Source organism: Arthrobacter sp. RAF14 (assembly GCF_052114185.1).
Lineage (GTDB): Bacteria > Actinomycetota > Actinomycetes > Actinomycetales > Micrococcaceae > Arthrobacter_E.
Window position 1 is genome coordinate 19,637 of the sequence record NZ_JBFREG010000010.1, and the last position, 14,680, is coordinate 34,316.

The following is a 14,680-nucleotide window of genomic DNA, read 5'->3' on the forward strand; positions in this document are numbered from 1 at the left end:
AGCGTCATGCCCGCTGACCAGGCGAGCGGACCCATGCACGACGACGCCGGGCCGGGCCTTCCGGTGACCGCGGACGGCGCCGGCGGGGCCGCCGTCGTCGTGGATCCCGGGGCGGAAGACCTCACTGAGCAGCCGGCGGGGCACGCGGATCCCGCCGCGCCCCAGGGGTTCCAGGTCCGCCTGGAGAACTTCTCCGGCCCGTTCGATCTGCTGCTCAGCCTGATCTCCAAGCGGGAGATGGACGTGACCGAGGTGGCGCTGGCCACCGTCACGGACGAGTTCATCGCGTACATCCGCGCGCTCCAGGAGCAGGGCGAGGACTGGGCCCTGGACGAGGCGAGCGAGTTCCTGGTCATCGCCGCGACCCTCCTGGACATCAAGGCCGCCCGGCTCCTGCCCGCCGGTGAGCTCGATCCCGAGGAGGACCTCGCCGCGCTGGAGGCCAGGGACCTGCTCTTCGCCCGGTTGCTGCAGTACAAGGCCTTCAAGGAGGTCGCGACGCAGCTGGGGGAGGAACTCACCCAGGAGGCGCTGCGCTTCCCGCGGCTGGTCAGTCTCGAGCCGCACTTCGCCGCGCTGCTGCCGGAGCTCGTGTGGAAGCACGGGCCGGACGACTTCGCCCAGCTCGCCGCCAAGGTGCTCGCGCCCAAGGACGAGACGGTGCCGCAGGTGGGCGTCGAGCATCTGCACAGCGCGCCCGTGAGCGTCCGGGAGCAGGCCGAGCTCCTCGCTCTCCGTTTGCAGGCGGAGCATCAGCTCAGTTTCCGGTCCCTCGTGGCGGACGCGCTGAACGCCCAGGTGGTGATCGCCCGGTTCCTGGCCTTGCTGGAGCTGTTCCGCGACCGGGCCGTGGCGTTCGAGCAGCTGGAAGCCCTGGGGGAGCTGACCGTCCGGTGGACGGCGCACGAGCGGGAGGACGACGGCACGGTGCTGCTCTCCGCCGGCTCGGATTTCGATGAACCGGCGGAGGCGCCGCAGGCGGAGGAAGGTGTTTCTGATGAGCGTTGACGACGGACTGCTGTCCGCGCTGGAGGCGGTCCTCATGGTGGTGGACGAGCCGGTGAGCGCGGTCCAGCTCGCCTCCGCCCTGGAGGTGCCCGAGGACGAGGTCGAAGCCGGTCTTCACGCGCTCCGTGCGGACTACGACGGCGCGGCCTTCGGTTCCCGCGTGCGCGGCTTCGAGTTGCGGAACCTGGCCGGCGGCTGGCGGATCTACTCCCGGCCCGTGCATGCCGAGGCCGTGCAGCGCTTCGTGATGGACGGGCAGACCGCCCGGCTGACCCAGGCGGCGCTCGAGACCCTGGCCGTCGTGGCGTACCGCCAGCCCGTATCCCGGGCACGGGTCTCGGCGATCCGTGGGGTCAACGTGGATTCGGTGATGAAGACACTGGTCCAGCGTGGCCTGGTGGAGGACTGCGGGACCGATCCCGAGTCCGGCGCCATCCAGTACCGGACCACGGCGTACTTCCTCGAACGGCTCGGTGTGAAGGACCTGTCCGAGCTGCCCGCCATCTCGCCCTACCTCCCGGGCCTGGACGAGTCGACGGCGTTCTACCCGGGGAGGTAGTGGGGCGGGGCTGTCGGTATTCGCCCTCCCAGCCTGGCAGCACGGACAAGTTGGCCCGCCCCTTGCCCACTGAAACAGTGAGTTTGCGCTGAAACAGCGTGTTTTGACCACTGTTTCGGCGCAAACTCACTGTTTCGGCGAAGCCTCGCTCACCCACACCCTCCCTGAGGCAGATGGTCCACATACGGGTACCGGTGGACCGCTGGGTCGGGGCGTCGGGTGCACCGTGACAGGTATGAAGTCACCTCATCTTCGCTTGGATCCCGATGAAGTCCTCTGGACGTCGGCCGAACTCGATCTACTGGGTATCCGGCATGCCCAACGCCGTCGGCTCGTAGAATCGGGCTTTCTCCTTCGCATCCAGAGGGGCGCTTACGCCCGGCGGGATCATGCCGTCGGCCTTCCACGATCAGGGCGCGCCGAGCTGCGGTTGCGGGCTCATCAGAAAGTCCATGCGCGACGCCGGGGCCGGGCCTTCGTGTACAGCCACACTTCGGCGGCGCGCCTGCACTGTTGTCAGCTGTGGCACGCCGACGAGTACGTCCACGTCACCTGCAGAACGAGGACATCGCCCCTGCGCCTCGGTCCGTCGACCGTGATCCATCATCTTCCGGTGCTTCCGGGCGAAGTCCATGACTTCGGGGCGACTGAGGGGACCACGCTGGAACGCACCGCCGTCGATTGCTGCCGCATCCTGGACCTCGAAGGTTCGCTGGTCGTCATGGATCAGGTGCTGCGTCTGGGAGCGGACCGGGCCGTCCTGGAGGACTACGAGCGCAACATGACCGGTCACCGCGGGGTAGTCAACCTGCGCAGGGCACTGGAACTGGGTGACCCGCTGAGCGAGTCGATGGGGGAGACCCGGACGAGGTTCCTCCTGTGGTCGGAGAACGTCTCGATGCCGGTGTCGCAGTTCGCGGTCATGACGGACCGCGGGCTTCGCCGCCTGGATTTCGCCTGGCCGGATCTGAAGGTCGCGCTGGAATTCGACGGCCGGGTGAAGTACTTCGGGAACGTGCCGACGGACGAAGCGATCCTCGACGAACGCATCCGTGAACGACGGCTGATGGAACAGGGCTGGATCTTCGTCCGCCTGGACTGGAAGGATCTGGACGACCCGGTCGAGGTGAAGCGACGGATTCACTCTGCGTGGGCGACGGCTCGGGCTCGTGCCGCATGACCCGTGGATGCGGGCCCGGTCCGCTGAATCCGCTGAAACAGTGGTTTTCCGTCGAAACAGTGTGTTCAGATCACTGTTTCGACGGCCCTCTTTTCGGCATGCCATGAGGCTGCCAGGCGCTCCCCGGAACCGGTCCACCGGCACGACGGGTCGAGTGCAGCACCATGAAACACCACAACTTAAGGCCAGGTAATGACACAGTCGGGACGACAGGGTTCACACCGGGGCGGCGACGCCCGTAACCAGGGCGGCAGCCGCCGCCAAGCCTCTTCGGGCTTCAGCAAGTACGGACGGGACGCCCAGCAGGGCGGCCGCAGCGACGACGGCGGACGCCGCTCGGGCGGTTACGGCCAGGGCGGCAGCTCCAGCGGCAGCCGTGGTCAGGGCGCGGGACGCCCCTCCTCCTCCGGCGGCTTCGGCCGCGATGACCGCCGCGGCCAGGGTTCCGGCCGTGGCGAGTGGCAGGGCCGGGACGCGCGCCCCAGCCGCGACAGCCGGGACTCCCGCTCCGGCGATTTCCGCCCCAGCCGCGATTCCCGGGACTCCCGCGACAGCCGGGACTTCCGCGGCGACCGCCCCGGCCAGGATCGCGACGCCTTCACCAAGGACGGCGCGCGTAAGCCGAACCGCCCCAATTCCAACAAGCCGGGCTTCACCAAGAACGGCAAGCCCAAGGCCGGCACCGGCCGCGGTGGCGCCGGTACCGTCGGCGGCACCCGGAAGGGTGCAGGCCGCAAGCCGGGAGCGGCACCCGCTCGCCCGGCGTCGAGCGCCGCGTTCGGTTCCGAGCGTTTCGGCGAGTACAAGGGCCCGGTCAAGTCCCCGCGCCGCGCACCCCGTCGCGATGTCCCGGACCACCAGCTGCACAGCGAAGAAGGCGTGCGCCTGCAGAAGCTGATGGCCCAGGCCGGCGTGGCCAGCCGTCGCGTCTGCGAGGAGATGATCCTGGAAGGCCGCGTCGAGGTGGACGAGCAGATCGTCACCGAGCTGGGCCTGCGCGTCGACCCGGAGACCGTGGTCATCCACGTGGACGGCATCCGTCTGCAGCTGAACGACTCCATGGTCTACTACGCGTTCAACAAGCCCAAGGGCGTCGTCTCCACGATGACCGACCCCGAAGGCCGTCGCTGCATCAGCGACTACATCAAGCCGAGCCTGGTCCGTGGCGAGCGCCTCTTCCACGTCGGCCGTCTGGACGCCGAGACCGAGGGTCTGCTGCTCCTGACCAACGACGGTGAGCTGGCCAACCGCCTGACCCACCCGTCCTACGAAGTGCCGAAGACCTACCTGGTCCAGGTGCGGGGCCCGTTCCCGCACGGCATCGGCAAGCAGATGCTGGAAGGCATCGAGCTGGAGGACGGCGTGACCCGCGTGGACTCGTTCCGTCTCGTGGACTCGACCCCGGGCAAGGTGCTGATCGAGGTCGTGCTGCACTCGGGCAAGAACCGCATCGTGCGCCGCCTGTTCGACGCCGTCGGCTTCCCCGTGCTGCGCCTGGTGCGCCTGAAGGTCGGTCCCATCGGCCTGGGCGACCAGAAGCAGGGCAGCATCCGCCGCCTGGGCAAGCAGGAACTCGGCCACCTGATGGCCGCGGTGGGGCTGTAAGGCATGTCCGCCTTCGGCATGCACGGGCCCGGTCAGCTGACCGGCCCCGTCGTCATCCTGGGCACCGGCCTGCTCGGCGCGAGCATCGGACTGGGCCTGCGGGGGCGGGGCGTGGAGGTGTACCTCTCGGACCCGTCGCCCACCAACCAGGCCGTGGCCGTCGACATCGGCGCGGGGCTTCCTCTCGCTGAGCTGGCCGCGCAGGGGCACGACGACGGCGCGGTGCGCCTCGTCGTCGTCGCGTCGCCGCCGGACGTGACCGCCGCCGTCGTGGAGGCCGCGCTGGGCGCCTACCCGAACGCCGTGGTGGTGGACATCGCGAGCGTGAAGGCCGGGATCCTGGCCGCGCTCAAGGCGTCTGCAGCCACGTCCGGGCTGGACCTCGGCCGGTACGTGGGGACGCATCCGATGGCCGGCCGGGAGAAGTCCGGGCCGGTCGCGGCGCGTGGCGAGTTGTTCACGTCCATGCCGTGGGTGCTCTGCCCCGGGCCGGAGACCTCGTCCGAGGCTCTGGAGATGGCGCGGACCCTGGCCCTGGACCTGGGCGCGATCGTCTACGAATTCACCCCGGTGGAGCATGACGAGGCCGTGGCCCTGGTGTCGCACCTGCCGCAGGTGATGTCGTCTCTGCTGGCGAGCCGCCTCCAGGAGGTGGGGGAGCATTCCCTCTCCCTGGCGGGCAACGGTCTGCGGGACACCACCCGCATCGCGGCGAGCGACCCCAAGCTCTGGGTGCAGATCCTGGGCGCGAACGCCGGCCCGATGGTCGAGATCCTGCACGGCGTGCGCGATGACCTGAACCGGCTGATCAACACCCTGGAGGCTCCCGAGGCGCCGGGCGCACGGCTGGATCTCGCTCAGCTGATGAGCGAGGGCAATGCCGGGCAGGCGCGGATCCCTGGCAAGCACGGCGGGCAGGCTCGCAGCTATGCCTGGCTGACGGTGCTGGTGGATGACCGGCCGGGTCAGATCGCACGTCTGCTCACCGAAATCGGTGAGATCGGCGTGAACCTGGAAGACATGCGCCTTGACCATTCGTCCGGGCAGAATGTGGGCATGGTGGAGATTTCGGTGCTGCCGAGCAAGCACGATGCCCTGGTGGAAGAACTGAGCAAGCGCGGCTGGAAGGTGTTGCAATGACCGAGGGAACCCCGAACCCGGGCACGGTGGCTGCGGCTGCCGCGTCCAGTGCTGCGGCGTTGCGCTCCGGCGAGGAGTACGTGGTGGTCCGTCCGGGCAGGTCCCTGCTGGTGGCCATCGACGGCCCCAGCGGCTCCGGCAAGTCCAGCGTGAGCAAGGCGGCGGCCCGTGCGCTGCGTCTCGCTTATCTGGACACGGGGGCGATGTACCGCGCGCTGACCTGGCATTGCCTGGACGCCGGGATCGACCTCGGCAGCGCGGCGGCCGTGGAGAACGCGGCGGAGGCGCTGGCACTGCAGATCAGCACCAGCCCGGACGAGGAGTTCGTGCGGGTCGGTGGCGTGGACGTCACGCAGGCGATCCGTGAGCCGAGGATCTCGGAGCACGTGAGCGCCGTCGCGACCACATTGGGCGCCCGGACCGAGCTGATCCGTCGTCAGCGGGAACTCATGGAGCAGCACCGCAACCGCATGGTCGTCGAGGGGCGGGACATCACCACCGTGGTGGCTCCCCGCGCCGAGGTTCGGCTCCTGCTGACCGCCAGCGAGGAGGCGCGTCTGCGCCGTCGTGGTGTGCAGCTGGGCGGGTCGCAGACCAAGGAGCAGCTGGCCCAGCAGGTCCTGGCCCGTGACGCGAAAGACTCGACCGTCGTGAACTTCACCCGGGCCGCGGACGGCGTGGTGACGCTGGACTCGAGCGATCTGGACTTCAAGCAGACGGTCGACGCGGTGCTGGACATCGTGCACCGGGTGCTGGAACACGGCATGCTGGGCTCGGTGCCCGCCGAACAGCGTGACTGACGACGGCGCGGCGCTCCCGGGCGCCGCATCGTCCGGTCCTGCGGGTCCCCGGCTTCCGCACCCCGCCACGATGTGGTGGGCGCGGCCGGTGGGCTGGTTCCTGGATCATGTGGCGTACCGGACCACGGTGTATGGCACGGAGAACGTCCCCAGGGACGTCCCGGTGCTGTTCGCTGGGAACCATCTGAGCTATCTGGACGGGCCGGTGATGTTCGGCGCCAGCCCGGTGCCCATGCACATCCTGGTGAAACAGGAGATGTTCACGGGGTTCCTGGGCGGTGTCCTCCGGGCCGCCGGGCAGATCCCGGTGGACCGGTCCCATGGGCGCCAGGCGCTGCACACCGCGAAGGCTCTGCTCGATGCGGGCCGGAACGTGGGCATCCTGCCGGAAGGCACCCGGGGGAGCGGGACGGCGGCGAGCCTCAGCAATGGGGTGGCGTGGCTGGCACTGCACTCGGACGCCGTCGTCGTGCCGGTGGGGATCACCGGAACCCGGCGTGAAGGTGAACATCTGGACCATGTGCCCGGGCCCGGTCGGCGATTCGCCGTGGGCTTCGGGGAACCGCTGCGGCTGAGCCGTGGGGCGGGGGAAAGCGGCCGTGCTTCAATGGACAGAGCGGCCGAGGAGATCAGGCAGGCGCTGGCGAACGAAGTGTCACGCGTCGTGCGGAGAAGTGGACTTGAGCTGCCGGAAGGCAGCGTGGTACCGGCCGGGACCCGGCTGGAGAATTCGTAAAGGGAGATCATGAGCGAGAAGCTGAACGGCCAGGAAGAGGAGTACGTCCCCGCTGGTCCGGACAACGTCGATGAGACGTTCGCCGCCATGGACGAGACCGAGCAGGAGGCCCGGGCCGCGAGCCTGCGGGCCGGCCTGGAGGATTATGAGCTGGACGAGGACGACGCCGCCCTCCTGGCGGAGCACCTCGGCGAGGACTTCGAGCAGGTGGAGCGCAAGCCCGCTCCGGTTCTGGCGATCATCGGCCGGCCGAACGTCGGCAAGTCGACGCTGGTCAACCGCATCCTGGGTCGCCGCGAAGCCGTGGTGGAGGACGTTCCGGGCGTGACCCGTGACCGCGTCATGTACCCGGCGGAGTGGAACGGCAAGCGGTTCACCGTGGTCGACACGGGTGGCTGGGAGCACGACGCCAAGGGCATTCACGCCTCGGTGGCCGCGCAGGCCGAGATCGCCGTGGAGTTCTCCGACGCTGTCTTGTTCGTGGTGGACTCCACCGTGGGCGCCACGGCCACGGATGAGCTGGTCATGAAGATGCTGCGCAAGGCCAAGAAGCCGGTCATCCTGGTGGCCAACAAGGTGGACGACTTCGTGCAGGAGGCCGAGGCCGCCGCACTGTGGGGCCTCGGTTTCGGTGAGCCGTACCCGGTGTCCGGTCTGCACGGCCGTGGCGTGGCGGATCTGCTGGATCACGCCATGAAGATCCTGCCGGAGTTCTCCGCCGTGGACGCGATCGAGCGCACGGGTGGCCCGCGGCGCGTCGCGCTGATCGGCCGTCCGAACGTCGGCAAGTCCTCGCTGCTGAACAAGCTGGCGGGCACCGAGCGCGTGGTGGTCGACAATCTGGCCGGCACCACGCGTGACCCGGTCGATGAGTACATCGAGCTGGGCGGCGAGACCTGGAAGTTCGTGGACACGGCCGGTATCCGCCGTCGTCAGCACATGGCGCACGGTTCTGATTACTACGCCTCGCTGCGTACCCAGGCCGCGCTGGAGAAGGCCGAGGTGGCCGTGGTGCTGCTGGCCGTGGACGAGGTGCTGAGCGAGCAGGATGTGCGCATTCTGCAGCTGGCGATCGAGTCCGGCCGTGCCATGGTACTGGCCTTCAACAAGTGGGACCTGCTGGATGAGGACCGCCGCCGCTACCTGGAGCGCGAGATCGATCAGGATCTGGCGCACGTGGAGTGGGCGCCTCGCGTCAACATCTCCGCGAAGACCGGCTGGCACAAGGACAAGCTGGTGCCTGCTCTCGAGCTGGCGCTGGACAACTGGGACCGCCGTATCCCGACCGGCAAGCTGAACGCGTTCCTCGGCGAGCTCGTGGCCGCCCACCCGCACCCCGTGCGTGGTGGCAAGCAGCCCCGCATCCTCTTCGCGACGCAGGCCAGCAGCCGCCCGCCGAAGTTCGTGCTGTTCACCACCGGGTTCCTGGATCCCGGATACCGCCGCTTCATCACGCGTCGTCTGCGCGAGACCTTCGACTTCCGGGGCACCCCGATCGAGGTCTCGATGCGCGTGCGCGAGAAGCGCGGCCGGAACCGTTAGGTTCTTGTGGTTGGCCGCTGAACCGGCGGCTGAGTGACGGCGCTTGACGTACGACGACGGCGGCGGATCTCCCTGAGGGGGAGGCCCGCCGTCGGCGTTTGGTGGGGCGGGCCGGGTCACATCGGTGCCCGAATTTCTTCGCGGTGTGGTTATTGCCGCACCGAAACGACATTCGGGCACCGATTTCCAGTTCCGGCCGTGGGTTCTGCGCTCTTCTTGGTGTGCCGCGCTCTTCCTGGTGTATTGCGCCCCAATGGGGGAGCGGAATGCCAGGAAGGGCGCGGTTCTGTGGGTCCGGATCGCGCTGGCTGCTCCAGCCCGTTCCGACTCGTCGGTGGCTCAGCAACCGGCACCGTTGGGGTTCTGGTTGCAGTCGTCGGCGTACCAATCGACCTTGGAACGCCAGACGGACAGACGCACCCCTGGGGACGTGACCGTGGCTTCGCCCGGGATCGGCATGGTGGGGCCGCCGTTGATGCTGTAGCTCCCGTGGAACCGGGTGGTGACGCTGGCGGTGAAGTCACCTGTGCGTTGGTAGGCGTGAGAGGTTCTGGTCTCGGTGCCCCATTGGGAGTTGGGCAGGGCTGATCCTTCGAGTTCGGTGGGCCCGAGCGTGGTTCCGTCGCCGTAGTCGTAGGTGGACGTGACGGGGTAGACCGTGAGCGTGATCCGCTGGTCGAGGAGCGTCAGCGGGAAGGTCTGCTTCGCAGGGTGCGAATAGAAGTTGGTGTTGAATCCGATCAACGTGTGCGGCTGCGGCTGAACCCCGAACTCGGCCGCGGTGATCTTGCGTGACTGGAATTCCCGGGCGACGAGTCCGGGGATGTTGAGCAGCGCTTGGGCTTCCCGAGGGTTGTAGACGCAGGTCGGTGAGCCATCGTTGGTCCACTGCGACCATTCAGGGTCCGACAGCCCGACCGGTGCGTAGCGGTACTGCGCCAAGTAGCCGGCTTCCTTGTGGTCCGCGCCGGCCGGGCACTTCTGGGCATTCCGGTTCGATCCGAGGCACTTGGTGTCCTGGCTGCCGGCTTTGTCGATCTGGCAGGGGAGCGTGAGGAGCCACTGATACTTGGGCGCGTCGGGCGAGGTGTGGACGGAGGCAAGGTCACCCGTTTTCGAGTCGGCGGACCTCACATCTCCGACTTGAGCAGAGTCCTGGTCTAGACCCACAGACGGCGCCCCACCGTCCTGAGCGTGCGTCGGGGCGATACTGGCAAGTGAAAAGCAAGCAGTGAGAAGTAGAGCGAGCAGACGGTGACGGCTCATTCTCCGACCCACCTTTTCGAGTCGGTGATTCCCCATCCCTTGGTCGAATAGTCGACCACGAAGGCGACCGCTGTTGTAGCTTTGGGACGACTTGCCGTGATCTTGCCGTTCCTGTCGTGCACCTTAATGGCATCTTGATCGATCTGTGCCACCAACGTCACTCGGCTGGGATAGGGCGTGGCCTTGATCTCGAAATGCGGAATCCTCAGTTTCCCGCCTTCAGTCCAAGCCCCATTGCTCCACTCCGAAGCGATGTTCGTCGGCTGCGAATGGCAAAGTCGGCACCCCGGCGCGCCCAGAGTATCGAGCGTCTTCACGTCCCCCGTCTCATACGCATACGACAGCATCGCGACCCAGTACCCCACGAACGCCTTCGCTCCCTCGGGAGTCTCCTTCTTCGCGGCCTCCGGCATGACCGGCACGGGGACGTTCTGTGCCTTGCTGGTCGCGGTCGCCGGCTTGTAGACGGACGTCACCACAGGTGAAGGGGAGGAGGACTCGCGAACCGCGGTCGCCGTCGTCGTCGGTGGGGGAGAAAGGCTCGGTCCAGCAGGACCGGTGCCGCAGGCAACCAGGCCCACGCACGACAGCGCAACGAGCACGCACCAGGACACAACACGCTTCATGGATGACCCCCAACGGTCGGTGGCAGAGACAAGCATCACTCTACGTCAAATGACCGACAGATGACAGAAGTTATCCACAGGTCGGGGTGGGTGATGCGCCGCCCACCCCGACCGTGCCGTTTACACCTCTGCTACGGCTGACTGATCCCGGAAGTGGCCCGTCACGATCAGGACGACGCCCAGCGCCGCCCAGCCGGCCAGGACCAGCCAGGGGAAGGCTGTCGATGCGTCGGGGAAGTAGGAGAGGTCACGCAGGAGCGTGCCGGAGGAACCGGGCACGAACCACTGGCCGACGTCGCCCCACGGCGCCGGAAGGAATTCCTTGGGCTGCGTCAGGGAGGAGAGGGGATTGCCGATGAACATCGTGAGCACGGCGCCCACCGCGATGCCCGCGCGCCCGATCAGCGCCGACGCGCTGGTGATGATCGCCGCCGTCGCCGCCACGCTGAGTCCGATCGCCGCGGCGTTGAGCCCGTAGTCGCCCTGGAGGGTGTGGAACCAGCCCTGCAGAATGCCCGCGAGGCCGAGCCCGCCGAGCACCCCGTAGGCCACAACCGCTGCGAGGCGACGCCACGCGCCCGACACCAGGAGCGAGATCAGGATGCCGCCGACCATGCCGCCCATGGCGAGCGGCAGGCCCGCGACGGCCAGGCCGGCGCCGCGGGAATCGTCGGCGGAAAGTGGCACGACGTCGGTGACCACCACGGTGGGGACGCTGGCCGGCTTCTGGGCGGCCGGCGTCGTCGATCCGGCGGCGGGCGGTGTGGCCTTGCCCTGGGCGGCGGCAGCGAGCCCGGCCTGCATCTGCTGGACCGCGGACGTGAGTCCGGTGATGGCCTGCTGGTCGATCTGGCGCTGGATTCCCGCGCCGAGCTGGGTCAGCGCGGAGCTCGCGACGGGGCTCGCTGCACTCGCGACCAGGATCTCGGGCGCGCCCGCCCCGGCGGTGGCGGGCAGGACGACGGCGCCGTAGACGTCGCGCTTCTTGATCTGCGTCAGGGCGTCGTCGCGGCTGGCGACGGTGCGGATGTCGAGCATGCCGTCCGGCGCCTTCTCGGTCAGTTGCTGGATCTGCTCGGCGCTCCCGACGATCGCGATCGGCAGGTGCTGCGCCTTCGCCGTGACGCTGGGCCAGGCGAAGGCGAGGAGGATGACGCAGACCGCGACGGCGGCGAGAGCCGCCGCGCGGAGGGCGTGCGGCCAGGGGGTGTGCGGTGCGTGGGTGGCGGGGCTCGTGTCCCGGTGGGCGGGCGTGGACTGGGGAGTGTTCATGGTGACTTCCTTCAACAAAAAGAATATTCGTTCTCTATTGTCCTCGCGGAGGCTAGACTGTCAAGAACGATCATTCGTTTTCGGTGGATCGATGGAGGAGTGGGCATGCCGAAGGTCAGCGACGAGCACCGCGAGAAGCAGCGGCAGCGGATTCTGGAGGCCGCGCTGACGTGCGTGGCGCGGAAGGGGTTCGCGTCGACGTCGATGTCGGACATCATCGCGGAGGCGGGGCTGTCCGCCGGCGCCGTGTACGTGTACTACCGCAGCAAGGAGCAGCTGACGATCGACGTCGGGCGGAAGGTGCTCGGCGAGCGGGTCGCCATGCTGGAGGAGTACCTGGGGCGCGACCAGGTGCCGGCGCCGGCGGAGGTCATTCCGGCGTTCCTCGAGCAGATGCCTGAAAATGGCTTCTTCCCCGGTGTCGCTGTGCAGGTCTGGGGCGAGGCGATCCACTCGCCGGCGCTGGCCGAGACGGCGGAGAAGCTCATCGGTGAGATCGGCGGTCACTTCGCTGACTACTTCGCCGCCTGGTTCCGCCAGTCACGTGGGCTGGGGGAGCGCGAAGCGCAGGCCGAGGGCCGTCGCGTGGCGCCCGCCGTGCTCGGCATGGTGCAGGGCTACATGGTGCAGAGCGGCTTCCTCGACGACGGCGCGCGGGCGCGGTATCGCGAGGCCGTGGCGGTGGTGGTTGGTGGGTTATGAGGGGCGGAGCCCCGGCTATTTGAGCCAGGCCTCGAATTTGATCCCGTTGTAGTTTTTCTTGTTCTGACAGATGACGTCGGCTTGTCCTTCTTGATGTTCGACGTAGCTGGCGTAGAAACACAAGTAGTCTGCAGTTTCAACACTGTGGGCACCAGCGCCTGTCCCGGTTCGCAGGACTCTCTCCATGACTCCCTTGGCGTCGTCACAGCTCAGGCCTGTGATCTTCTCGTAGCGGTATTTGGTTCCGAAGCAGCCGATCCGTTTGATGCGTTCAGGGTGGATCTCAAGTGACGTGATTACGGACGAGGTCTCCTGGAATTCAGGGGTCTTCGCAAAGGCACGGGCGGCGTCGACCAGGGCGCTTCGAGTCGGGACCCCGGGGCCGGTCTTCAGAGCCGAGATTCCGCCGAATGAAACGTAGTAACCTCCCGCAGGAATCTCGACGGCGGCTCGCCCCAGGGGTTCCTTGCTACCGGTGAACTTGAGGTCGAAGTACGCCGCTTGGCTTCCCGGTGCCTGGCCGTACGTTGCCTGAAGCAGGAGCCGCACCTCTTGTCCACCCGGGCCTTTGATGCCGGCAACAGGCCATGACAAGCCCGTGTCGACGTCGGTGGGAATGCTCATGTAGGGGAGGATCGGAAGTTTGTCACGGAAGGTGGCGCGTACCTTGTCATGGGCATCGAGCACCGAAAAGTTGTTCGGCTGTCCCTGCACCGGCTGTACCGACCACGTGGACGGATACTTGAAGGTCATGGAGCCGTCCGGTGTGCTGAAAACTTTGGAGGCCGGTGGAGGCGGAGTTGTCTTTTCGGCCGGGGCCGGCGAGGTGGCAGTCGGAGCGGCATCCTCCGGCGCCTTGGATGCTGAGGCGCTTGTCTGCGAAGCTGCGACGGTCTCCTCGGCGGGCTTGGTGGCAGGACCTCCACCACAGGCCGTAAGGCTGAGGGTCAGTGCTGAGATTAACGCGGTGACGACATGTGATTTCCCCATGCCGCGCAGTCTAGCCACGCCGACTGACACCTTTCATGTCACAGGAAGCGCCGAAGCGAACTTGATCATCTGCGCCGGTTGGTTGTGGCGCCATCACCCGTTCGGGTACGCCTCGGCGATCATCTTGCCGCGGAGAACGGCCATCTGGGCGTATATGTCGTGCAGGAGGTAGAGGTCGCGGCGCCGGGTCCACGGCTGGCCCGACTGGAGGTCGTAGGTGCCGGGCATCTCGAATCCGGCGGGGGCGAAGGCGGTCATGCCGCGGTCGCGCGTGGTCTGGACGCAGCGCTTGATGTGGTCGCGGAAGCCGACGACGCCGCCAGTGCCGCCGGTGCCGCGCTGGGTGATCACCTGGGCGGCGACGCCATCAGTACTGAGGTAAGTAGTAGTGCCGTCCTTGGCGATGACCGGCTCGATGGAGATCACCTGGGTCATGTTGTACTTCGAAGCCAGGAAGCGGGCGATCTCCCACTGGGCGAAGACGGGGACGGTCTTCTGCTTGCGGACGGCGGCGATGGTGTCCGCAAGAGCCTCGTTGACGGGCCCGGGCTCGTAAAGGACCTTGGCGGGGTCACCGCCGCCGGCCGGCGCACGGTTGCCGAATGCGTAGGCCACGATGTAGTCGATGTTCGCTACAGCCGTCACCGGCGGGTGCCAGTTGAACCCGACGTCCTGAAGGTGAGGCTGGACGACCCTCGCCGTCGCATGGTCGTCCAGTTCGCGGCTCAGCGCGTCCAGCATGAGGCGCGTCAGCTTCTTGGTCTGCGCGTCGGTAGAGTCGGCGAAGGCGGGCTCCGCGGCCAGAAGGGGGAGGGAGGCGACCGCGGTGGTGGCAGCGGCAGCGGTGAAGAAACGACGGCGATCCAAGGGGGAGTCCTTGCTGTGTGGTGTGGCGCGTGCCCTGGGGAGTGGGCGCACAGGGAGTCTGGCGCGGCAGGATGAATGGGCGGTGACGGCAGGGTTGCGCCGGTGGATTCGGACGCCGTGGCGGGCGTGGTTTGAGGTGTGGCGACGGGTCACAGGATCGCTGCCCGTCGCCGCGACACAAGGGGTCTCTAGGGCGGCGAGGATTTCGCATCTGGGCCGGTTTTCGTATAGGGTAGAACCCGTTGCTTGAACGGCCGCGAACAGCGATAACGGTCAGGCAAGGCGGGCTGTAGCGCAGCTTGGTAGCGCACTTGACTGGGGGTCAAGGGGTCGCAGGTTCAAATCCTGTCAGCCCGACTTAGCACCCTGGTAGACACGATCTACCAG

Annotated in this window: 14 protein-coding genes and 1 tRNA gene; 10 read left to right on the forward strand and 5 right to left on the reverse strand. The window is 67.6% G+C overall.

Annotation, left to right across the window (positions count from 1 at the left end):
• Positions 1-6: 6 nt before the first annotated feature.
• The 8 genes from AB4Y75_RS15685 to der all read left to right on the forward strand — a co-directional run bounded on the left by AB4Y75_RS15685 (position 7) and on the right by der (position 8,570).
• Positions 7-1,008 (forward strand): segregation and condensation protein A, encoded by a 1,002-nt coding sequence (locus AB4Y75_RS15685; RefSeq protein WP_441436812.1) that lies wholly within the window; start codon positions 7-9, stop codon positions 1,006-1,008.
• Positions 998-1,567, forward strand: coding sequence for an SMC-Scp complex subunit ScpB (gene scpB / locus AB4Y75_RS15690; protein ID WP_441436813.1), 570 nt, complete (start codon positions 998-1,000; stop codon positions 1,565-1,567). The genes AB4Y75_RS15685 and scpB overlap by 11 nt, the downstream gene beginning before the upstream one ends.
• Positions 1,568-2,180: 613 nt before the next feature.
• Positions 2,181-2,747: a hypothetical protein gene (locus AB4Y75_RS15695; protein ID WP_441436814.1), complete on the forward strand. Its 567-nt coding sequence runs from the start codon at positions 2,181-2,183 to the stop codon at positions 2,745-2,747.
• A 192-nt stretch (positions 2,748-2,939) separates the two neighbouring features.
• The gene (locus AB4Y75_RS15700; protein WP_441436815.1) at positions 2,940-4,352 is read left to right on the forward strand and encodes a pseudouridine synthase; all 1,413 of its coding nucleotides are present in this window, start codon (positions 2,940-2,942) and stop codon (positions 4,350-4,352) included.
• Between the two features lie 3 nt (positions 4,353-4,355).
• On the forward strand, positions 4,356-5,492 hold the full coding sequence (locus tag AB4Y75_RS15705; RefSeq protein WP_441436816.1) for a prephenate dehydrogenase: 1,137 nt from the start codon (positions 4,356-4,358) through the stop codon (positions 5,490-5,492).
• On the forward strand, positions 5,489-6,292 hold the full coding sequence (gene cmk / locus AB4Y75_RS15710; protein ID WP_441436817.1) for a (d)CMP kinase: 804 nt from the start codon (positions 5,489-5,491) through the stop codon (positions 6,290-6,292). Before AB4Y75_RS15705 ends, cmk begins: the two co-directional genes overlap by 4 nt.
• A 70-nt stretch (positions 6,293-6,362) precedes the next feature.
• Complete coding sequence (locus tag AB4Y75_RS15715) at positions 6,363-7,028, forward strand: lysophospholipid acyltransferase family protein (RefSeq protein ID WP_441436931.1); 666 nt, start codon at positions 6,363-6,365, stop codon at positions 7,026-7,028.
• 9 nt (positions 7,029-7,037) lie between these two features.
• Positions 7,038-8,570, forward strand: a complete 1,533-nt coding sequence (gene der, locus AB4Y75_RS15720) for a ribosome biogenesis GTPase Der (RefSeq protein WP_441436818.1) — start codon at positions 7,038-7,040, stop codon at positions 8,568-8,570.
• A gap of 339 nt (positions 8,571-8,909) precedes the next feature.
• Here der and AB4Y75_RS15725 read toward each other — a convergent pair whose 3' ends face one another.
• The 3 genes from AB4Y75_RS15725 to AB4Y75_RS15735 all read right to left on the reverse strand — a co-directional run bounded on the left by AB4Y75_RS15725 (position 8,910) and on the right by AB4Y75_RS15735 (position 11,734).
• On the reverse strand, positions 8,910-9,704 hold the full coding sequence (locus tag AB4Y75_RS15725; protein WP_441436819.1) for a hypothetical protein: 795 nt from the start codon (positions 9,702-9,704) through the stop codon (positions 8,910-8,912).
• A gap of 128 nt (positions 9,705-9,832) precedes the next feature.
• Positions 9,833-10,462 carry a DUF6318 family protein gene (locus AB4Y75_RS15730; RefSeq protein ID WP_441436820.1) on the reverse strand — a complete coding sequence of 210 codons (630 nt, stop codon included), beginning with the start codon at positions 10,460-10,462 and terminating at the stop codon, positions 9,833-9,835.
• 120 nt (positions 10,463-10,582) lie between these two features.
• A complete protein-coding gene (locus tag AB4Y75_RS15735; protein WP_441436821.1) occupies positions 10,583-11,734 on the reverse strand; it encodes an ABC transporter permease in 1,152 nt (383 codons plus the stop codon).
• Between the two features lie 105 nt (positions 11,735-11,839).
• On the opposite strand from AB4Y75_RS15735, the gene AB4Y75_RS15740 reads away from it, so the two are divergent.
• The gene (locus AB4Y75_RS15740) at positions 11,840-12,436 is read left to right on the forward strand and encodes a TetR/AcrR family transcriptional regulator (RefSeq protein ID WP_441436822.1); all 597 of its coding nucleotides are present in this window, start codon (positions 11,840-11,842) and stop codon (positions 12,434-12,436) included.
• A gap of 15 nt (positions 12,437-12,451) precedes the next feature.
• On the opposite strand, the gene AB4Y75_RS15745 is transcribed toward AB4Y75_RS15740, so the two are convergent.
• On the reverse strand, positions 12,452-13,426 hold the full coding sequence (locus tag AB4Y75_RS15745; RefSeq protein WP_441436823.1) for a hypothetical protein: 975 nt from the start codon (positions 13,424-13,426) through the stop codon (positions 12,452-12,454).
• Positions 13,427-13,519: 93 nt separating this feature from the next.
• Positions 13,520-14,293, reverse strand: coding sequence for a hypothetical protein (locus AB4Y75_RS15750; RefSeq protein ID WP_441436824.1), 774 nt, complete (start codon positions 14,291-14,293; stop codon positions 13,520-13,522).
• Positions 14,294-14,576: 283 nt separating this feature from the next.
• Between AB4Y75_RS15750 and AB4Y75_RS15755 the strand changes: the two genes are divergently transcribed.
• Positions 14,577-14,650 (forward strand) — tRNA-Pro (locus tag AB4Y75_RS15755).
• Positions 14,651-14,680 lie beyond the last annotated feature (30 nt).

Excerpts from the sequence above, each read along its gene's own strand:
- AB4Y75_RS15715 (WP_441436931.1), top strand. The coding sequence starts at position 6,363 with ATGTGGTGGGCGCGGCCGGTGGGCTGGTTCCTGGATCATGTGGCGTAC.
- AB4Y75_RS15735 (WP_441436821.1), bottom strand. The coding sequence starts at position 11,734 with ATGAACACTCCCCAGTCCACGCCCGCCCACCGGGACACGAGCCCCGCC.
- der (WP_441436818.1), top strand. The coding sequence starts at position 7,038 with ATGAGCGAGAAGCTGAACGGCCAGGAAGAGGAGTACGTCCCCGCTGGT.
- AB4Y75_RS15700 (WP_441436815.1), top strand. The coding sequence starts at position 2,940 with ATGACACAGTCGGGACGACAGGGTTCACACCGGGGCGGCGACGCCCGT.
- AB4Y75_RS15730 (WP_441436820.1), bottom strand. The coding sequence starts at position 10,462 with ATGAAGCGTGTTGTGTCCTGGTGCGTGCTCGTTGCGCTGTCGTGCGTG.
- AB4Y75_RS15705 (WP_441436816.1), top strand. The coding sequence starts at position 4,356 with ATGTCCGCCTTCGGCATGCACGGGCCCGGTCAGCTGACCGGCCCCGTC.
- AB4Y75_RS15745 (WP_441436823.1), bottom strand. The coding sequence starts at position 13,426 with ATGGGGAAATCACATGTCGTCACCGCGTTAATCTCAGCACTGACCCTC.
- cmk (WP_441436817.1), top strand. The coding sequence starts at position 5,489 with ATGACCGAGGGAACCCCGAACCCGGGCACGGTGGCTGCGGCTGCCGCG.
- scpB (WP_441436813.1), top strand. The coding sequence starts at position 998 with ATGAGCGTTGACGACGGACTGCTGTCCGCGCTGGAGGCGGTCCTCATG.
- AB4Y75_RS15740 (WP_441436822.1), top strand. The coding sequence starts at position 11,840 with ATGCCGAAGGTCAGCGACGAGCACCGCGAGAAGCAGCGGCAGCGGATT.
- AB4Y75_RS15685 (WP_441436812.1), top strand. The coding sequence starts at position 7 with ATGCCCGCTGACCAGGCGAGCGGACCCATGCACGACGACGCCGGGCCG.